Here is a 17,913-nt window from a genome sequence, read left to right as displayed (position 1 = left end):
CCCGGGGGACCGTTCGGTGGATCAGTGGGTCTGGGAGTCGAGCAGCGCGCGAAGCCCGCGCTTGTTGATCTTGGTGGCCGACATCGGCCATTCGCCCGGTCCGAGGAAGTGGATCTCGCGGGGGATCTTGAAGCGGGCGATGCGCCCGCGGCAGAAGGCGATCAGGTCCTCCGCGGTCGCGGCCTGGCCCGCCTTGAGCTCGACGAACGCGACGGGCACCTCGTCGAGGCGCGGGTCGGGGACGCCGATGACCTCGGCCCACTCGACGGCGGGGTGGCGGGCGAGGAAGGACTCGATCTCGACTGCGGCCACGTTCTCCCCGCCGACCTTGAGCATGTCCTTGAGCCGACCGTGGAAGGCGACGTGTCCCTCGGGGGTCCAGCTGTAGAGGTCTCCGGTGTGCAGCCAGCCCTGCCCGTCGAGGGTCTCGGCCGTCTTCTCGGGGTCCTTGTAGTACCCCTCCATGACGTTGTAGCCGCGAACCAGGATCTCCCCGGGCACCCCGGAGTCGGCCAGGTCCTCGCCGGTGAACATGTCGATGATCCGGATCTCGATGCCGGGGCACGCCGCGCCCTGGGCGGTCGCCCGCAGCTCCTGCGAGTCGTCCGGACCGCTGATCGCGTAGATGCCCGCGGTCTCGGTCATCCCGCAGGCGGCGACGAGCTCGCAGCCCGGGAACGCGGCCTGGACCCGCTCGAGCAGCACGCTCGGCCCGATGAGGAACAGCGAGCGCAGGGCGGGCAGCGCGGCGGGGTCGAAGTCCGGGTGGTCGAGCACGGGCTGCATGACCGCCGGGAACCAGGGGAACGCCACGGTCACGCCCTCGCGGGTGAGCAGGTCCAGGGCGCGGCCGGGGTCGAAGTGCGAGTCGGACAGGAAGGTGCCCGCGGTGCCGACCGAGCCGAGGAACGGCCCGAGGGTGGCGACGTGGAACAGCGGCCCCGCCGACCAGCTGACATCGGCGTCGCCGGTGCCGAGCCGGTAGCGGGCGCGCTCCACCGGGCCGCGGGTCATGGCCTCGTGGGAGAGCATGCAGCCCTTGGGGTTCGCCGTGGTCCCCGAGGTGAAGAGGATGACTCCGGTGTCGCGGACCCGCACCCGCGCCGCGAGCGCGTCGACGGCCGCGGGCGGGGTGGCGGCCGCGATCTCGTCGAACCGGGAGCGCGGCAGGAAGCCGGGGGCCTGTTCCCCGGAGAGCAGGACGGCGGCGCGCAGGGCCGGGGCGGAGTCGAGCGCGAGCCCGGCGGCGTCCGGCGCGTCGGCCAGGCCCGGCAGGCCGCCGCGCAGGAGCTCGGCGAAGTCGGTGTACTGCCCCGGGGCGGCCGTCGTGAGGACCGCGGCGAGGTCGCCGTGGGACACGATGTAGCCGAGCTCGTCCGCCCGGTGCCGGGCGTTGAGCGGAACGATGACCCCGCCGATCAGCGAGATGCCGAACAGGGCCTCGACGAACTCGACGCCGTTCGTGGCGAGCAGGCCGACGTGGTCCCCGCGGCCGAGGCCCAGCCCGACAAGGCCCCGGGCCATCGTGCGTGCCCGGTCCAGCAGCTCGGCGTAGGTGACCCGACGGTCCGGGAACACGATGGCGGCGCGGTCCGGGGCGGCGGCCGCCGCGCGGACTAGCAGCCCCCCGATCGTGGTGACCTCCGGCCAGCCGGGTGACGTGCCGCGGGCCGGACCGGCCGACGGCGACATCGGTTCCTCCAACTGGGACATGTCCCACCCTTCTCCGCGGCGACGAGGAGTCCTTGTGACTGCCACTCGACGATATCTACACCAACGTAAATGCACAACCATCGATGCGGCCAGGGGTTCGCGGACGACCCTAGCTGTTGGTGGCGGCGGAACCGGGGACCGGTTGACGTTTTACATTATCGTAGATACCGTCGTGGCCACGGTCACGTGGACCACGCGCCCCGTGCCGTTCGACACCGCACAGCCGACGATCCTCGAGTTCACAGGAGAACCCACAGACCATGAAGGCTGGAATCTTTCACGTCCCGTACCTGCAGCCGAAGCGTTCGCCGCGGCAGGTCTTCGACTACTCGGTCGAGATCGCCCGTGAGGCGGACCAGGCCGGCTTCGCCGATTTCATGATCGGTGAGCACGCCACCCAGGCCTGGGAGAGTGTCCCGAACCCGGAGATCGTGATCGGGGCGTGTGCTCGGGAGACCGAGCAGTTGCGGTTCGCGCCGATGGCGCATCTGTTGGGTCTGCACAATCCGGGGTCGCTGGCGATCCAGGTGGGGTGGCTCTCGCAGGTGTTGGAGGGCCGGTACTTCCTGGGGGTCGGTCCGGGGGCGTACCCGCGCGACGCGATCCTGCGCGGCCAGCCTGAGGACCTGTCCGAGGCCCGCCCGCGGCGCGACGAGGCGTTGAAGATCATGCAGCAGGTCTGGGAGCGCAAGCCCTTCCACTTCGAAGGCGAGTACTTCACGGGTGGCTTCCCCGAGGAGGCATCGGACTCCGACGATCCGGGCTCCGAGTACCACATGATGCCGGACTTTTCGCCGTGGCAGGGGGCGGAGAACCTCGAGATCGCCATGACGGCGCTGTCGTTCAACTCTCAGTCGATGAAGTACGCCGGCACGCAGGACTTCTCGCCGATCTCCTTCTTCGGCGGCCTGGCGGGCGGCAAGTCACACTGGAAGATGTTCGAGGAGGGGCAGGTCGAGTCCGGGTTCGCACCGGACCGGCAGCGGTTCCGGATCTGCCGTGACATCGTGGTGGCGGATACCGACGCCGAGGCCAAGCGGATCGCGCTCGAGGGCGGTCTCGGCGAGTGCTGGGAGAAGTACCTCGTGCCCGTGTACAAGGAGTTCAAGATCCTGCAGGGCTACATCGACGACTCCGGAACCGGCATCGACATGTCCTCGCTGGACATGGACTGGATTGCCGAGCACGTGTGGATCTGCGGTTCGCCGGAGACGGTGACCCGCAAGCTGCAGGCCATGAACGAGGCGGTCGGCGGGTTCGGCCAGATCGTGATGAACACCCACGACTACATCGACGACCCCAAGCCGTGGGTCGAGTCGATGCACCGGCTGACTTCCGAGGTCATCCCGAACATCACCGACGTCGCCGCCTGACCGGTCGCCCGGCTCGACCACGAGACGCCGCCATCGCCTCTCGGGCATGGCGGCGTCCGGCGTGTGCGGGGGAGCGATCCGCGCCATTGCCGGCGCGGTATCCGTGAATCGAGAATAGTGCGCCGATTTCGCGGCGACCGTGTCCCGGGGGACGCGTCCATTCACCCGAATTGCGGTGTAGTATACGCACATGGCCCCCTCTTCCCGCCGTCCTTCGGCGTCCAGCGGCAGTGGTCTCGCGCAGCGCCGCCGCAGCGCGCAGGTGGAGGGCGGGGCGGCGTACCAGGCCAAGCGCAGCGAGCTCCTCCAGATCGCCGGGGACGTGTTCAAGCAGAAGGGCTACGAGGCCGCGACCCTGAACGACGTGGCCGAGCGCTTCGGCACCGATCGCGCCGCGATCTATTACTACTTCGCGGGCAAGGACGAGCTGTTCCAGGAGGTCTTCCAAGCCACGGCTAAGAAGGTCCTGGACGAGAACCTCGCCGAGGCGATCCGGATCGCCGCGCTGGAGACCACCGCGCAGGAGCGGCTGCGCATGCTGATCGAGCTGCAGATCAACTCGTACGAGGCGAACTACCCGTACGTGTACGTCTACATCCAGGAGGACATGGGCAAGGTGTCCTTCCAGGCGACCCCGTGGGCCAAGGAGATGGTGCGCAAGACGCGCCGTTTCGAGGGCCTGGTGACCGAGGTCATCACCTCAGGGATAAAGGCTGGGGAATTGCGGGAGGACCTTTCCGTGCCGCTCGTCGTGAAGACCCTCTTCGGAATGGTGAACTGGACACACCGGTGGTTCAAGCCGGGGGACCGGAAATACACCGCCCAACAGACGGTGGACACCTTTTCGGCCATCTTCTTCGAGGGCCTGCGCAAGCAGGCCTGAGCCCGGAGGGGCCGGATCGGGCCCTGCCGATCCGGCCGCCGGGGGACTATCTGGCGGTGAAGCCGGCGTCGACAGGCAAGGTCACGCCGGTGACGTAGCGGCCGTCGTCGCTGACCAGGTAGAGGATCGCGTTGCTGATGTCGACCGGGTCCGTGAGGCCGACCGGCATGAGGTTGGCGGCCATCTGGCCGGCCTGCGGGTTCTCCGCGAGATAGCGTCCGATCACGTCGTTCTCGACCATCGGCGTCGCGACGCCGGTCGGGTGCACGGTGTTGACCCGGATCCCGTGCGGGGAGAGCCAGTTCGCGAAGCTGCGCATCAGCCCGACCACGCCGTGCTTGGCGGCCGCATAGCCCTGCACACCCGCGGACCCGTCGGCGCCGCGACCGGTGAGGCCCTGGGTCGAGCTGGTGAGGACGATTGCGCCGCCCTGACCCCGGTCGACCATGTCCTGCGCGGCGACGTGCACGGTGTTCCACACACCGATCAGGTTGACCCCGATCACGTCGTGGAAGGCCTGGACGGGATCGGGCTCGCGGCTGCCGAGCTGGCAGATGCCCGCGTTGCCCAGCACGATGTCGACCGGCCCGAGCTCGGCGACCCCGGCCGAGTAGGCACCCTTCAGCCCGGCGAGGTCGGTGACGTCGGCCTTTACTGCGTGGATTCGTCGGTCCAGGCCTTCGACCTGCTTGACGGTCTCGTCCAAGTCGGACTGTGTGGACATCGGGTAGTCCACCGTGGCCACGTCTGCGAGGGAGTCGACGGCGATGATGTCCGCGCCCTCCTGTGCGAGGCGGATCGCGTGGCTGCGGCCCTGACCGCGGGCGGCGCCGGTGATGAACGCGACCTTGCCTTCGAGCTTTCCCATCTTCTCGTCTCCTTCGGCGAGTCGGGTTGTAGGTCCGAGACCTATCGTACAGTGAAACGGGGAGTGTAGTACGTTTTGTTGCCGGCTACGGTGGGGTCATGAGCGCAAGCCCCGCCCGTCCGCGGAAGGACCAGATCCGCAACCGCAAGGCGCTCATCGCCGCCGGCAAGGAGGTCTTCGCGGAGCGGGGTATCGACGCGCCGATGGACCTTGTGGCGCGGCGCGCGAACCTGAGCAACGCCTCGCTTTACCGGCACTTCCCGCGCCGGGAGGACCTGATCGCCGAGGTGCTCCTGACCAACCTGGGACGTGCGGAAGTCGCGCTGGCGGAGGGACTGGCCCACGAGGACGGGTGGGCCGGTTTCGTGCACTACCTCGGCTGGCTGTTCGCCGAGCAGATCGACAACCCCGCCTACCTCGGCGCGCTGCGGGCGATCCCCGCCGGGCGCAGCGCCGAGGTGGACCGGCTGCGCGACAAGCTGCTGACGGAGCTCGAGGACCTCATCGCGCGGGCCAAGGACCAGGGCGCGCTGCGGCGCGACCGCTGGCTCGAGGACGTCTTCCTCTACCTGTCGCTGAACGAACAGCTCGCCCATGCGCACACCGACCCGCACAGCGCGTCCCGGCGCCTGCTGGAGCTGGCACTCTCCTCCCTGCGCCTGGGCGACGACGGCACGTCCACGCAGGACGTTCCCGAGCCCCCGTCCGTGCTGGCTCTGCGTCGCACGGTCGGGCACGAGGTGGCGGGCCTGCCCCTTGCGGAGACCGCCGAGGAGTAGCGCCGGCATCAGGATCGCGGCCTCATGGTCGGGCCGTCACTCCTGGACCGCGGCCTCGACGCCGGGGTGCGACGGCGCGGCCGCGGCGATGTCCAGGGCATGGCGGATCGCGACCCGACCCACGCCCAGCCGCAGGGCGTTGGCCAGGTGCATCCGCATCCCCGGCAGGTAGCGGTGGGTCGGGGTCGCGTCGGCGGCCAACGACATGAGCTCCTTGACCCGGCCGCGGACCGCACCCGTCCGCCACGGCACCGCGCAGTAGTCGAAGAACGCCTCGTAGGCCTCGGGCGACTGGCGCAGCAGCGCGTCGAGGAAGCCGGGGACCTCGCGATCGAAGTCCGCCCAGTACGGGTCGTCGCCCACGCGCTGCGCGCGCAGGGCGAGCCGCTGCTCGTCGAGCGGGGCCTCCGCCGCGGGCTCGCCGCGCTCGCGCAGCGCGGCGACGACCCGCCGGGAGCCCTCCATGAGGGTGTGCACGCCTAGCCCGGAGACCACGACGAGGGTCTCGTGGACCTCCGCGGCGGTGGCGCCCGCGTCGAGCGCGCCGCGGACCTCGCGGTCGATGCCGTCGGGGTCGAGGGTGGTGACCGAGGCGTTGACGGCGAGCCGGATCAGCGCGACGGAGACCTCGTCGAGGTCGGTGCCCTCCGGGGCGTCGGCGAGCAGGGCCTCCGCCTCCTCGCGCAGGCGCGCGAGGGAGACCAGCGTGGGCGTGCGTCTGGTCTGGTCGTGCTGGGTCCGTTCGTGCTGGGTGGTCATGAGGTCGGCAGCTCCGTACCGAGTGCGGCCAGGCGGGCGCGCAGCTCGTTCTTGTTGATCTTGGTGGCGGACCGCGGCCAGTCGCTCGACGCCACGAAGTGCACCGACCGCGGGATCTTGAAGCGGGCGATCTCGCCCGTGCAGAAGTCGATGATCTCGCTCTCGGTGACCAGGTGACCGGCCTTGACCTCGACGAATGCCACCGGCACCTCGTCGAGGCGGGGATCGGGACGCCCGACGACCTCGACCCACTCGACGGCGGGATGGCGGGCCACGAACGCCTCGATCTCGATCGCGGCGACGTTCTCGCCGCCGACCTTGAGCATGTCCTTGAGTCTGCCGTGGAACACGACCTGGCCCTCAGGGGTGAAGCTGTAGAGGTCCCCGGTGTGCAGCCAGCGATCGTCGTCGAGGCTCGCGGCGGTCTTCTCGGGGTCCTTGTAGTAGCCCTCCATCACGGCGTAGCCGCGGACGAGGATCTCGCCGACGACGCCGGGCTCGGCGTCCGCGCCCGTCTCCACGTCGACGATCCGGATCTCGATGCCGGGGCACGCCTTGCCCTGGGCGGAGGCGCGCAGCTCGGCGGAGTCGTCCGGGTCGCTCAGCGCGTAGATGCCGGCGGTCTCGGTCATCCCGCAGGCGGCGACGAGCTCGCAGTCCGGCAGGGCCGCCTGAACGCGCTCGAGCAGCACCCCGGGTCCGATGAGGAACATCGAACGCAGGGCGTCGAGCCGGGACGGGTCGAAGGCCGGCTCGTCGAGCAGCGGCTGCATCGTGGCCGGGAACCAGGGGAAGGCCACGGTGGCGCGCTCGTCGGCGAGCAGCGCCAGCGCGCGCGTGGGTTCGAAGTGGACGTCGGTCAGGAACGTCCCGCCCGCGCCGACCGACCCGAGGAACGGGGCGAGCGCCGCGATGTGGAACAACGGGCCCGCGGCCCAGGTCACGTCGGCCTCGCCGGTGCCGAGCCGGTAGCGGGCGCGCTCCACCGGGCCGCGGGTCATCGCCTCGTGGGAGAGCATGCAGCCCTTGGGGTTCGCCGTGGTGCCCGAGGTGTAGAGCATGGCGGCCACGTCGCGGACGCGGACCCGGGAGCGGAGCGTGTCGATCGCGGCGTCCGGCTCGGCCGCGGCCAGCTCGTCGAACCGCGCGCGGTCGAGGCACCCGGGTCGGTCGGCGCCGGAGAGCAGGACGACGGAGAGCAGGGCGGGCGCCTCGGCGAGCTCCAGGCGGCCCGGGTCCGGGGCCGCGCCGAGCGAGGGGAGCCCCGCCCGGAGGATCTCGGTGAAGTCCACGTACTCGTCCGGGCGCGCCGTGGTCAGCACCGCCCGAAGATCGGCGTGCTCGACGATGTAGCCGAGCTCGGAGGCCCGGTGACGCGCGTTGAGCGGGACCACGACGGCGCCCAGCAGGCTGATCCCGAAGAATCCCTCGACGTACTCGACCGAGTTCGAGGCGAGCAGGCCCACCCGCTCACCCGGCCGGACCCCGAGTGCCAGCAGGCCCCGGGCCACCGTCCGTGCTCGCCTGTGGAGCTCCGCGAAGGTGTACCGCTCGCCGGGCAGGACCAGCGCCGCGCGCTGCGGGTGACGGCGGGCCGACCGCACGAGCAGGTCGCCGATGGTCGACACCTCGATCCAGTCGGCGCCGCGCTCGATGCGTCCGGTGCGCTCCGTGGCGGGGCCTGCCTGGCCTGCGGTCATGGGTTCCTCCTGACACGACACCGGGTCATGGTGGGCCGCGGGGCGGCGGGGTGTGGGCGCCCGCCGCCCCGCGGACGGATCAGCTGCGCGGCAGGTCCGCGGGCGCCGGGTCGGCCCCGGGCCAGCGGGCGCGGTTCTGCGCGGTCAGCGAGGTGCCGACCTCGTCCCACGGCCCGACGTGGATGATCGCCATCTCGCGGCTGGCGAACGCCCAGCCCTCGCCGGTGCGCACGTAGGTGTCGTAGTAGCGCACCGCGCCGTAGACCGTGGTCCCGCCGCGGGCCAGCTCCAGGTGCGCGCCCACGACGCCGCTCGCGTGGTCCGCGTCGGTGAAGGTGATCAGCGTGGTGTTCTGCGTGTGGACGGTGACGCCCATGTTCTGCCGGTCGGTCTGGATGAACTTGACCACCGACTCGCGGTCCGACCCGCCGGGGAAGGCGCCCGCGGAGAACGACCCGTTCTCGGCGAACGTGGCGCCCAGGGTGTCCCAGTCGTCGTCGTCGGCGGCGAGGAAGTAGCGGAGGACGAGGTCCTCGATCTCGGCCCGGTCCTCGAGCCGGCGGATCCGTGCTTCCAGGTCTGACATGTCTGCTCCTCGTCGAGAGAAATGCTCGGATCGTGCAGGTGCGGTCAGCGTCCGGTCCAGACCGGCTTGCGCTTCTCGGCGAACGCCGCGAGGCCCTCGAGCTGGTCCTTGGTGCCCGCGTACGCCTCGATGGACTCGTACTTCGTGCCCAGCGCCTGCTCCAGGGTCATCCCGAGGCCGCGCAGGGTGGCCTCCTTGGCTGCCTGGACGGCGAGCGGGGCCGCCGCCTGGATCTTGGTGGCCCACCGGTCCGCGGCGGCACCGAGGTCCGCGACCGGCACGACCTCGTTGACCAGCCCGTACTGCTCGGCCTTCGCGGCCGGAAGACGGTCGCCGGTCAGGATCAGGCCCATCGCGACGTGGTGGGGGAGCCTGCGCACGGCGCGGTGCAGGATCCCGGACTCGCCGATGATCCCGGCCTTGACCTCGGGGATGAAGAACTGGGCGTCGTCCGCCGCGACGATGATGTCGGCGGCCATGACCAGCTCGAACCCACCGCCGATGACGTAGCCGTGGACGGCCGCGATCAGGGGCTTCTTCAGCGTGACCAGGGGCCCGCCGACGCCGGTCAGACCACCGCCGAGCGCCATCCGGCCGTCCCGGTCGGTGCCGCCGGAGACGTCCGCGCCCGCGCAGAACGCCTTGCCCGGCGTGGCGTCGAGGACGGCGACCCAGATGTCGGGGTCGGCGTCGATGTCGGTCCAGGCGGCCAGCAGCGCGTCGTCCATCGCGGGGTTGATCGCGTTGAGGGCCTTGGGATTGTCGAGCGTGACCCGCGCGACGTGGCCGTCCTTGCGGTACTCGATTCCGGAACTCACGGGGTGTCCTCTCCTGCGGGCTTCTTGAACTCGGCGATGGCGGCCTTGAGGCCGACCTCGCCGATCCACTCGCGTAGTTGCAGCACCGACGGTGACAGGTGCAGCAGGGCGTCCATCTCGGGGACCTGGGCGGCGGCCGTCCGCACGCCCATCGCGTCCATTGTGCGGTTGACCGCCAGCTTCTTGATGCGCAGCACGTCCGACGGGATGCGGGCCATCCGCTCAGCCATCTCCTCGACCGTGCGGACGACGTCCTCGGCGGGGACAGCGTGGTTCGCCCAGCCCCACTCGACGGCGGTGCGCCCGTCGATCGCGTTGCCGGGCAGGAACGCCAGCTCCTTCGCCCGCTTCGGCCCGACGAGCGGGGCCCAGAGCGGCGCGATGTAGCCGCCGCCGAGCGGCAGGGCGGGCTCGCCGATCGTGGCGTCCTCGGCGACGATCGTCAGGTCGGCGAAGACGCACATCTGGGTGGCACCGGCGATGCAGTAACCGTGCACCGCCGCGATCACCGGCTTGGGGTGGTCCCAGATCGCGAGGTAGCGGTTCACGTTGCGCGCCAACCGTTCCCGGTCGGCCACCGGGTCGGCCGCCTTGGGCGTGCCGACCTGCTCGATGTCGTAGCCCGCGCAGAACCCCTTGCCCTCGCCGCGGATCCCGACGACCGGGCCGCCGGTGTCGGCCAGGCGCGCGAGGGCGTCGGAGAACTCGTCGAGCATGGCGTTGGACAGGGCGTTCGCCCGGTCCGGGCGGTTGAGCACGATCCAGCTGACCGCGCCGCGGTGCTCGACCCGGATGTCCCGGTACTCGGGGAGCTCGGTCATGCGCGCCCGATCGGGATCTGCTTCTTGACGTGGAAGTCGACGACGCCCGAGGCGCGCAGCTCGCGGCGGGCGAAACGCCACGCGCCGTCCACCTTCACCAGCTCGTCGTGGTACTGCCCGAAGAAGTGCCCGTCCGGGCGGTCCTTGGTGTACTTGTGCCACGCGTAGAGCACCGAGCGCACGGTCGCCGTCTCCAGGTCCGCCCCGAAGTCCACCGCGATGTTCGAGACGTGGTGGCTGGTCGCGGCGAAGAAGCTGCCGATGCCCGAGAGCGTCTCCCGGTAGGCGGCGCGACCCTCGGCCCCGAAGTCCGGCCCGTACGCGACGTAGCAGTCCTCGGTGAAGAGCTCCGCGATCTCGTCCGGGTGGTTCATGTCCAGGTGGAACGCGTAGTCGAAGAGCAGCCGGTGCACCTTCTGCGTCTCGATGAGCTCCGCGACGGACGTGTCCGTCGGCTGCTGTGTCGTGGTCACGACGGGATCCCTCCATTCGACCCGGGAGGGGGCCGGTGCGCGGTCCACTGCCCGCCCTCGACGGACGGGGTTCCGATCACCGTTCCGACCGTCATGGCCGCCACCTCCCTGGGAGCAGTCTCGCCGCAGACTATCCACGCGCGTGTAAACGGTCAACGCTCGCAGCGGACTCGATCTCGGGCCTATGAAGTCGGGTTCACCGTGGTGGGCGGCCTGCGTGGGCTGCGGTTGACAGTTTATGCGAGTGTAGATACTTTCGTGGCACCGCTCACACAGACGTCAGCTCGGAGCCAGCTCAACATCGGCGTCGACCGGGCCCGGCCCGTCCGGGCGGCACGCACGAACCTCGAAGGAGAGGGGTCGCATGATCGAGCTCGAACCCGTCGCTGGGGATCCGCTTCAGCTGCGTCGCGCGTACGGCTGCTTCCCCAGCGGCGTCACCGCCGTCTGCGCGCTCGACGCGGCGGGTGTGCCGGTGGGCATCGCCGCCAGCTCCTTCACCTCGGTGTCGGTGGACCCGGCTCTGGTGTCGGTCTGCGTCCAGCAATCCTCCACCACCTGGCCCCGCCTGCGCGAGCTGCCCCGCCTCGGGGTCAGCGTGCTGGGGGAGGAGCAGAACGCGGCGGCCCAGCGCCTCGCGAGCAAGCAGGGCGACCGGTTCGCCGAGCTGGACTGGGACGCGACGGACGACGGCGGGGTCCTCGTCGGCGGCGCCGTCGCGTGGCTGGACTGCTCGATCCACGCCGAGGTGCCCGCGGGGGACCACATGATCGTCCTGCTCGCCATCCACGCCCTGCGCGCCGAGCCGGACCGGGCGCCGCTCGTGTTCCACGGCAGCCGGTTCCGTCAGCTGGCGGCGATCTGATGGACCCGAACCCGAGGAACACCGTCGACGTCGCCCTCACCCAGATCGCGGCGGGCCGACCGGTCGTCGTCGTGGACGACGAGGACCGGGAGAACGAGGGCGACCTCATCGTCGCCGCCGAGCTGGTGGACGCCGCGACCATGGCGTTCGTGGTGCGGCACACGAGCGGCTTCGTGTGCGTCGCGCTCCCGGAGGCCGAGTGCGGCCGCCTCGGGCTCCCACCGATGCACCACACCAACGCCGACGGGTTCGGCACCGCCTACCGGGTCACCGTCGACGCCACGGAGGTGGTCTCCACGGGGATCTCCGCCCGCGACCGTGCCCACACCTCGCGCCTGCTCGCCGGCGCCGCGACCGAGCCGGGCGACCTGACCAGGCCCGGGCATGTCGTGCCGCTGGCCGCGCGCGCCGGGGGAGTGCTGGAGCGCGGCGGCCACACCGAGGCGGCGGTCGACCTGACCCGACTGGCGGGCCTGCGCCCCGCGGGTGTGCTGTGCGAGATCGTGAGCGTCCGCGAGCCGGGCCGGATGGCGCGGCGGGACGAGCTCGTCGAGTTCGCCGTGGAGCACGACCTCGCGATGATCACGATCGCGGACCTGGCCGAGTTCCGCCGGGCGCGGGAAGGCGGCGTCGAGCGCGTCGTCGCCACTCGGGTGCCCGTCGGCGCGGGGGCCCTGCAGACCGTGGGCTTCCGCGGTGTGCCGGACGGCGCCGAGCACGTGGCGTTCCTCGGCGGAGAGCTCGGCGACGGGCACGACGTGCCCGTCCACGTGCACGTCGAGTGCCTGCTCGGAGACGTCTTCGGCTCGCGACACTGCGGCTGCGCGCGGCGGCTCGACGCGGCGATGCGGGACGCCATCTCCGGCGGTGGGGTGGTCGTCTACCTGCGCCCGGGGCGGCCGGGTCTGTCCTCGCTGCGGACGCTGCAGGAGCGGGAGGCGGGCGTCGGGCGGCTCGACCGCGACACCGCGTGCGCCCCGCTCGACCAGGCCGGGCTCCGCACGGCGACCGCGATCCTCGACGACCTCGGTGTCCACTCGCTGCGCCACCTGCACAACCCGCCGTCGGTGCGCGCCGCGCTCGAGGCCACGGCCCCCCTCCGGCCGGTCCGGGCGGGCCGCTCCGGCGAGGTCGCCTGACCACGGCCCCGACGGCCTTCTACCACGAGGGAGACCCCCACGGTGAAGTTCCACCTGATGCAGACCGGCGTGATCGGGCGCCGCTACGAGCTCGAGGCGGGCATGGCGGGCCAGCGGCCCGAGCTCTACCAGCGCTTCCTCGAGGAGATGAAGGGCTACGTCCAGCTCGCGGACGAGCTCGGCTACGAGTCCTACTGCAGTCCCGAGCACCACCTGCAGGTCGAGGGCTTCGAGATCACCAACCACCCGGGGATGCTCGGCCTCTTCGTCGGGTCGCACGCGAAGCGGCTCAAGGCCGGAATCCTCGGCTACGTCCTGCCGACCCACAACCCGGTCCGGGTGGCCGAGGAGATCGCGACGCTGGACCACATGCTGCAGGGCAGGCTGATCGTCGGGTTCACCCGCGGCTACCACGCCCGCTGGGTGGACGCCTACGCCGCCGTCCGCGGGGTGGGCGCCACGAACGTGGCGCACGCCAAGGCGCGCAACGACCAGGACGCGATCAACCGGGAGATCTTCGAGGAGTCCGTCCAGGTCGTGAAGAAGGCCTGGGAGAACTCGATGTTCTCGCACAAGGGGAAGTACTGGGAGTACCCGCCGGAGGGCGGGTCCGCCGGACACCCCGGCTACGCCGAGTTCGGCGCGGGCCAGGACGAGAACGGGATCGTCCGCGAGATCGGCATCGCGCCCCGGCCGTACACCCGCCCGCACCCGAAGCTCTACGGCGCCTTCGCCTACTCGATGCGCACGGTCGACATGTGGGCGCGCGAGGGCGGCAAGCAGGTCGTGTTCGCCAACGACCTCGACTTCTGCGAGGCGCTGTGGAACCGCTACACCGAGACGGCGCGCAAGGCCGGTCGGGACGTCAAGCGCGAGGACGTCGGCGCGTGGGGCGGGTTCCTGATCCTCACCGACAGCAAGGAGGAGGCGCAGGCGCTCGAGGCGGAGCACCGCTGGTTCTGGGACAAGTGGTTCATCCCGCACGGCCAGCAGTTCCCCAACGTCCTGATCGGCACGCCGGACGACATCTCCCGGCAGATCGAGCAGGCCCACGACCGGCTCGGGTTCGACGAGTGCTTCCTGATGTTCGGCCAGGGGCACTTGGAGCCGGAGCGGCAGAACGCCGAGCTGGTCCGCTTCGCCGAGGAGGTCGCCCCCCGGTTCGCGACGAAGGACGCCGCGGGCGCCTTCGTCTGAGTCCCCCGCCCCCGCAGGAGAGGCAACGATGCCCAGCACTGAGGACACGAAAGCCGCCGTCACCCGGTTCCTCGAGATCTTCTCCGAGGGGAACCCCGAGAAGACCCTCGCCGCCCTCACCGACGACGTCACATGGTGGGTCTCGGGGAAGCTGGAGGGCATGTCCGGCTCCTACGACAAGGAGTCGTTCGGAAAGCTGATCGGCGGTGTGGCGGACGTCTACACGGCACCGCTGCGCATCACCCCGCGTTCGATGGTGGCCGAGGGCGACTCGGTGGCCGTCGAGGCCGACTCGTACGCGGAGCTCAAGGACGGCAGGGTGTACGACCCGCGCTGTCACTTCCTGTTCCGCGTGGCGCCCGACGGGCGCATCGCCGAGGTGCACGAGTACCTCGACACGCAGCACGCCAAGGACACCTTCTTCTGACGAGCCCGACCCACTCGACCTTCTACCAAGCCTGACCCACTCGACGAGGAGAGACAGGACACGATGGAATCCGGACTCATCCACATTCCGTACATGCGCCCGGAGCGCAGCTCGCGCGACACCTTCGACTGGGCCCTCGCCAATGCCCGGGAGGCCGACAAGGCGGGCTTCACCGAGTTCATGGTCGCCGAGCACGCGACCCAGAAGTGGGAGTGCATCCCCACCCCCGAGCTCGTGATCGCCGCCGCCGCGGTCCAGACCGAGCGGATCAAGTTCGCGCCGATGGCGCACCTGCTCCCGCACCACCACCCCGCCGACCTCGCGATCCAGGTCGGGTGGCTGTCGCAGATCCTCGAGGGCCGCTACTTCCTCGGGGTCGGGGCGGGCGCCTACCCGCAGGCCTCGTACCTGCACGGCATCACCGACCTGCAGAACAACCCGAAGCGGGTCCGCGAGTCGCTCGAGATCATGGAGAGGATCTGGAAGCGCGAGCCCTTCTTCCACAAGGGCGAGTACTGGTCCGCGGGATACCCGGAGGAGGTCGACGACGGCGAGGGCCACGACGACCACAAGCTCGCCGACTACAGCCCGTGGGGCGGCAAGCTCGACATCGCCGTCACCGGTCTGTCGGTGAACTCGCCGTCGATCCGGTTCGCCGGTGAGCGCGGCTTCATGCCGGTCTCCATCTACTCGGGATCGTCGATCCTGAAGACCCACTGGGAGACCTACGAGAAGGCGGCACTGGAGTTCGGGCACACCCCGGACCGATCGAAGTACCACGTCTCCCAGACCGTGTTCGTGGCCGACACCGACAAGGAGGCGAAGAAGCTCGCGATGGAGGGCGGCATCGGGTACGCGTTCGAGCGTTACCTGTGGCCGATCTGGGAGCGCTTCGGGATGCTCGAGGGCTACATGAACGACGTCGGCGCCACCAAGGCCGACGTCGACCTCGAGTGGATCTGCGACAACGTCTGGGTCGTCGGCTCGCCGGAGACGGTCATCGACAAGCTGAACAAGCTCTACGAGTTCACCGGCGGCTGGGGCGTGCTGCAGGTGGAGACCCACGACTACATGGACGACCCGTCGCCGTGGTTCCAGTCCCTGCAGCTCATCGCGCAGGAGGTCGCCCCGAAGATCCAACTGCCGTTCAGCTCCCGCGCCGCCTGACCGCGCCGCCCCATCCCGACACCCATCCCTATAAGAGCACTGGAGTCACGATGAAGAGTGGAATCTTCCACGTCCCCTACATGAAGCCGAGCCGTTCGCCGCGGCAGGTCTTCGACTACTCGGTCGAGATCGCCCGTGAGGCGGACCAGGCCGGCTTCGCCGATTTCATGATCGGTGAGCACGCCACCCAGGCCTGGGAGAGTGTCCCGAACCCGGAGATCGTGATCGGGGCGTGTGCTCGGGAGACCGAGCAGTTGCGGTTCGCGCCGATGGCGCATCTGTTGGGTCTGCACAATCCGGGGTCGCTGGCGATCCAGGTGGGGTGGCTCTCGCAGGTGTTGGAGGGCCGGTACTTCCTGGGGGTGGGACCGGGGGCGTACCCGCGTGACGCGATCTTGCGCGGCCAGCCTGCGGACCTCTCGGAGGCCCGCCCGCGCCGGGACGAGGCGCTCGAGATCATGCAGAAGATCTGGGACCGCAAGCCCTTCCACCACCAGGGCGAGTACTTCACGGCGGGCTTCCCAGAGGAGACCGAGTCGGACGAGACCGGCGACGAGTTCCACATGATGCCGGACTTCTCGCCGTGGAACGGCGTGGAGAACCTCGAGATCGCGATGACCGCGCTGTCCTACGGCTCGGCGTCGATGAAGTACGCGGGCGCCAACAACTTCTCGCCGATCTCGTTCTTCGGCGGCATGGAGGTCGGCAAGTCGCACTGGGCCAAGTACGCCGAGGGCCAGGAGGAGAACGGGTTCACCCCGGACCGCATGCGGTTCCGGATGTGCCGGGACATCGTCGTCGCGGACACCGACGCGGAGGCGAAGCGCATCGCGCTCGAGGGCGGCCTCGGTACCTGCTGGGAGAACTACCTCGTGCCCGTGTACAAGGAGTTCAACATTCTGCAGGGCTACATCGACGACTCCGGAACCGGGATCGACCAGGCCGACCTGGACATGGACTGGATCGCCGAGCACGTGTGGATCTGCGGCTCGCCGGAGACGGTGATCGAGAAGCTGCAGGCCATGAACGACACCATCGGCGGCATGGGCCAGATCGTGATGAACACCCACGACTACGCCGACGACCCCAAGCCATGGGTGGAGTCGATGCACCGCATCGCCAAGGAGGTTGTGCCGAACATCAAGGACGTCGCGGCGGTGGTCTGACTGACGACCAAGGACGCGGGGCGCCGGGACATCTGGTGCCCCGCGTTAGCATGCGTGGCGGAAACTTGAACGCGGCGGCGCTCCGGGAAGACGAGCTGCCGCTGGCCCGTCCGCTGGGCGGCGACGTGCGATCGGTGTGAGTGTTGCGAGCCTGCGTTCGACGGGACTCGACGCCCTCGCCGCCGAGACGGCCGAGCACGTGGCACGGGGCTCTCGGTCGTTCAAGATCAAGATTGGGCAGGGGGCAGCGTAGACGACCGGATGCCGATCGCCGTCGTGCGCGACGCGGCCGGTACGGAGGCGGAGATCGCGCTCGACGACAACCAGGGACCCACTGTGCCGGAGGCGATCCGCAGGTTCGACGACCTGGAGGACGAGGACCTCCTTTGAGTCGAGGAACCGGTCCACGCCGACGACCTCGCCGCCACGCTCGCGTCCGCAGCGCCGTACACCGCGATCCAGACCGGGGAGAGCTGTTGGGGGGACCGACGCCATTGCGGCGGCCATAAGCGCCGGTGGTCGGACTTCGCGATGGTCGGCCCGATGCGGATCGGCGGAGTCACGGGCTGGCTCTCGGCCGCCGCGGGCTTCGCTGTGAGCCGGGTGCGTGAGCGCGAGGACGTCCGCCGAGCGAGGACCGAGTCGAAGCATGGATTGGCGGAGGTTCGGCCCATGCCGATCTCGCTCGCCGACTGGCCGAGCGCGTCGGTGGAGTAGCGGTGGTATTCGGGGGTCGATGGAAGCCGACATCCCAGCCCGGTCGCGAAGTGGCGCAGGTCGTCGTGAGGGTCGCCCTCTCCGCACTCGGCCGGCCGGATGAAGCTGCACCGGTCTGGCGGGCGGCGGGATCTCCACGGTCATCTGGCTACAGCTCCCGAGGATGTCGACCTCAAACATCGCCTTCATGGCCGAACCGTCCAGAGGCCGGCGGGCTTGGACGAGCGACGTCAACGGGATGCGTCAGGAGTCGGGTAGTCGCGTCGGTGACGGGCTGAGTGGACGCGATCGGGTCGTCTGGCTCGGCGTGGCGACAGGCCCACGCGTCGAGTTCGAAGAGAATCTGGTTGGCCCCGGATTCGGTGGAGTCGGGTAGCTGGAATCCTGGTCACGTGACCCCCGAGGGGGTTCGTGGGCAGGCGTGGGTATCCGCCGGAGTTCCGGCGCGAGGTGCTCGATCTC

General features: G+C 70.2%; 18 protein-coding genes. 10 read left to right on the top strand and 8 right to left on the bottom strand.

From position 1 onward, the window contains the following. Positions 1–21 precede the first annotated feature (21 nt). The gene (locus ABD993_RS00100) at positions 22–1,713 is read right to left on the bottom strand and encodes a class I adenylate-forming enzyme family protein (RefSeq protein WP_345411383.1); all 1,692 of its coding nucleotides are present in this window, start codon (positions 1,711–1,713) and stop codon (positions 22–24) included. Between the two features lie 260 nt (positions 1,714–1,973). Between ABD993_RS00100 and ABD993_RS00095 the strand changes: the two genes are divergently transcribed. Together ABD993_RS00095 and ABD993_RS00090 are read left to right on the top strand one after the other, a co-directional pair. Next, a complete protein-coding gene (locus ABD993_RS00095) occupies positions 1,974–3,086 on the top strand; it encodes an LLM class flavin-dependent oxidoreductase (protein ID WP_345411380.1) in 1,113 nt (370 codons plus the stop codon). A gap of 190 nt (positions 3,087–3,276) precedes the next feature. Next, positions 3,277–3,969 carry a TetR/AcrR family transcriptional regulator gene (locus ABD993_RS00090; protein ID WP_345411378.1) on the top strand — a complete coding sequence of 231 codons (693 nt, stop codon included), beginning with the start codon at positions 3,277–3,279 and terminating at the stop codon, positions 3,967–3,969. A 46-nt stretch (positions 3,970–4,015) separates the two neighbouring features. Here the strand turns inward: ABD993_RS00090 and ABD993_RS00085 are convergent, their stop codons facing one another. Next, a complete protein-coding gene (locus ABD993_RS00085; protein WP_345411376.1) occupies positions 4,016–4,837 on the bottom strand; it encodes a mycofactocin-coupled SDR family oxidoreductase in 822 nt (273 codons plus the stop codon). 98 nt (positions 4,838–4,935) lie between these two features. Here ABD993_RS00085 and ABD993_RS00080 point away from each other — a divergent pair, with 98 nt between their 5' ends. Next, positions 4,936–5,616: a TetR/AcrR family transcriptional regulator gene (locus tag ABD993_RS00080; RefSeq protein ID WP_345411374.1), complete on the top strand. Its 681-nt coding sequence runs from the start codon at positions 4,936–4,938 to the stop codon at positions 5,614–5,616. A 36-nt stretch (positions 5,617–5,652) separates the two neighbouring features. Here the strand turns inward: ABD993_RS00080 and ABD993_RS00075 are convergent, their stop codons facing one another. The 6 genes from ABD993_RS00075 to ABD993_RS00050 form a co-directional block, all read right to left on the bottom strand. Beyond that, on the bottom strand, positions 5,653–6,375 hold the full coding sequence (locus tag ABD993_RS00075; RefSeq protein WP_345411372.1) for a carboxymuconolactone decarboxylase family protein: 723 nt from the start codon (positions 6,373–6,375) through the stop codon (positions 5,653–5,655). After that, positions 6,372–8,075, bottom strand: coding sequence for a class I adenylate-forming enzyme family protein (locus tag ABD993_RS00070; protein WP_345411369.1), 1,704 nt, complete (start codon positions 8,073–8,075; stop codon positions 6,372–6,374). The genes ABD993_RS00075 and ABD993_RS00070 overlap by 4 nt, the downstream gene beginning before the upstream one ends. Before the next feature lie 79 nt (positions 8,076–8,154). Next, a complete protein-coding gene (locus tag ABD993_RS00065; protein WP_345411366.1) occupies positions 8,155–8,661 on the bottom strand; it encodes a nuclear transport factor 2 family protein in 507 nt (168 codons plus the stop codon). Between the two features lie 44 nt (positions 8,662–8,705). Further along, positions 8,706–9,479 carry an enoyl-CoA hydratase-related protein gene (locus ABD993_RS00060; RefSeq protein WP_345411364.1) on the bottom strand — a complete coding sequence of 258 codons (774 nt, stop codon included), beginning with the start codon at positions 9,477–9,479 and terminating at the stop codon, positions 8,706–8,708. After that, positions 9,476–10,300 carry an enoyl-CoA hydratase-related protein gene (locus tag ABD993_RS00055; protein WP_345411363.1) on the bottom strand — a complete coding sequence of 275 codons (825 nt, stop codon included), beginning with the start codon at positions 10,298–10,300 and terminating at the stop codon, positions 9,476–9,478. The genes ABD993_RS00060 and ABD993_RS00055 overlap by 4 nt, the downstream gene beginning before the upstream one ends. Further along, positions 10,297–10,773 (bottom strand): nuclear transport factor 2 family protein, encoded by a 477-nt coding sequence (locus tag ABD993_RS00050; RefSeq protein ID WP_345411361.1) that lies wholly within the window; start codon positions 10,771–10,773, stop codon positions 10,297–10,299. The genes ABD993_RS00055 and ABD993_RS00050 overlap by 4 nt, the downstream gene beginning before the upstream one ends. A gap of 364 nt (positions 10,774–11,137) precedes the next feature. On the opposite strand from ABD993_RS00050, the gene ABD993_RS00045 reads away from it, so the two are divergent. The 7 genes from ABD993_RS00045 (at position 11,138) to ABD993_RS00015 (ending at position 17,124) form a co-directional block, all read left to right on the top strand. Beyond that, positions 11,138–11,638, top strand: coding sequence for a flavin reductase family protein (locus ABD993_RS00045; RefSeq protein ID WP_345411360.1), 501 nt, complete (start codon positions 11,138–11,140; stop codon positions 11,636–11,638). Continuing rightward, positions 11,638–12,777: a 3,4-dihydroxy-2-butanone-4-phosphate synthase gene (gene ribB / locus ABD993_RS00040; RefSeq protein ID WP_345411359.1), complete on the top strand. Its 1,140-nt coding sequence runs from the start codon at positions 11,638–11,640 to the stop codon at positions 12,775–12,777. Before ABD993_RS00045 ends, ribB begins: the two co-directional genes overlap by 1 nt. A gap of 42 nt (positions 12,778–12,819) precedes the next feature. Continuing rightward, positions 12,820–13,974 (top strand): LLM class flavin-dependent oxidoreductase, encoded by a 1,155-nt coding sequence (locus ABD993_RS00035; protein WP_345411358.1) that lies wholly within the window; start codon positions 12,820–12,822, stop codon positions 13,972–13,974. 28 nt (positions 13,975–14,002) lie between these two features. Continuing rightward, positions 14,003–14,401, top strand: a complete 399-nt coding sequence (locus ABD993_RS00030) for a nuclear transport factor 2 family protein (protein WP_345411356.1) — start codon at positions 14,003–14,005, stop codon at positions 14,399–14,401. 63 nt (positions 14,402–14,464) lie between these two features. After that, positions 14,465–15,568 carry an LLM class flavin-dependent oxidoreductase gene (locus tag ABD993_RS00025; protein WP_345411355.1) on the top strand — a complete coding sequence of 368 codons (1,104 nt, stop codon included), beginning with the start codon at positions 14,465–14,467 and terminating at the stop codon, positions 15,566–15,568. Positions 15,569–15,618: 50 nt separating this feature from the next. After that, the gene (locus tag ABD993_RS00020; protein WP_345411353.1) at positions 15,619–16,734 is read left to right on the top strand and encodes an LLM class flavin-dependent oxidoreductase; all 1,116 of its coding nucleotides are present in this window, start codon (positions 15,619–15,621) and stop codon (positions 16,732–16,734) included. A 261-nt stretch (positions 16,735–16,995) separates the two neighbouring features. Continuing rightward, complete coding sequence (locus tag ABD993_RS00015; RefSeq protein ID WP_345411351.1) at positions 16,996–17,124, top strand: hypothetical protein; 129 nt, start codon at positions 16,996–16,998, stop codon at positions 17,122–17,124. Positions 17,125–17,913: the final 789 nt, after the last annotated feature.

The sequence above is a fragment of the Pseudonocardia xishanensis genome, assembly GCF_039541715.1.
In the GTDB taxonomy this organism is placed as follows: domain Bacteria; phylum Actinomycetota; class Actinomycetes; order Mycobacteriales; family Pseudonocardiaceae; genus Pseudonocardia; species Pseudonocardia xishanensis.
This window is presented reverse-complemented; position numbering and strand designations above follow the sequence as displayed.

What these genes read in the sequence shown, in the direction of transcription:
- ABD993_RS00100 (WP_345411383.1), bottom strand. Translation starts at nt 1,713, where the DNA reads ATGTCCCAGTTGGAGGAACCGATGTCGCCGTCGGCCGGTCCGGCCCGC.
- ABD993_RS00095 (WP_345411380.1), top strand. Translation starts at nt 1,974, where the DNA reads ATGAAGGCTGGAATCTTTCACGTCCCGTACCTGCAGCCGAAGCGTTCG.
- ABD993_RS00090 (WP_345411378.1), top strand. Translation starts at nt 3,277, where the DNA reads ATGGCCCCCTCTTCCCGCCGTCCTTCGGCGTCCAGCGGCAGTGGTCTC.
- ABD993_RS00085 (WP_345411376.1), bottom strand. Translation starts at nt 4,837, where the DNA reads ATGGGAAAGCTCGAAGGCAAGGTCGCGTTCATCACCGGCGCCGCCCGC.
- ABD993_RS00080 (WP_345411374.1), top strand. Translation starts at nt 4,936, where the DNA reads ATGAGCGCAAGCCCCGCCCGTCCGCGGAAGGACCAGATCCGCAACCGC.
- ABD993_RS00075 (WP_345411372.1), bottom strand. Translation starts at nt 6,375, where the DNA reads ATGACCACCCAGCACGAACGGACCCAGCACGACCAGACCAGACGCACG.
- ABD993_RS00070 (WP_345411369.1), bottom strand. Translation starts at nt 8,075, where the DNA reads ATGACCGCAGGCCAGGCAGGCCCCGCCACGGAGCGCACCGGACGCATC.
- ABD993_RS00065 (WP_345411366.1), bottom strand. Translation starts at nt 8,661, where the DNA reads ATGTCAGACCTGGAAGCACGGATCCGCCGGCTCGAGGACCGGGCCGAG.
- ABD993_RS00055 (WP_345411363.1), bottom strand. Translation starts at nt 10,300, where the DNA reads ATGACCGAGCTCCCCGAGTACCGGGACATCCGGGTCGAGCACCGCGGC.
- ABD993_RS00045 (WP_345411360.1), top strand. Translation starts at nt 11,138, where the DNA reads ATGATCGAGCTCGAACCCGTCGCTGGGGATCCGCTTCAGCTGCGTCGC.
- ribB (WP_345411359.1), top strand. Translation starts at nt 11,638, where the DNA reads ATGGACCCGAACCCGAGGAACACCGTCGACGTCGCCCTCACCCAGATC.
- ABD993_RS00030 (WP_345411356.1), top strand. Translation starts at nt 14,003, where the DNA reads ATGCCCAGCACTGAGGACACGAAAGCCGCCGTCACCCGGTTCCTCGAG.
- ABD993_RS00025 (WP_345411355.1), top strand. Translation starts at nt 14,465, where the DNA reads ATGGAATCCGGACTCATCCACATTCCGTACATGCGCCCGGAGCGCAGC.
- ABD993_RS00020 (WP_345411353.1), top strand. Translation starts at nt 15,619, where the DNA reads ATGAAGAGTGGAATCTTCCACGTCCCCTACATGAAGCCGAGCCGTTCG.
- ABD993_RS00015 (WP_345411351.1), top strand. Translation starts at nt 16,996, where the DNA reads ATGCCGATCGCCGTCGTGCGCGACGCGGCCGGTACGGAGGCGGAGATC.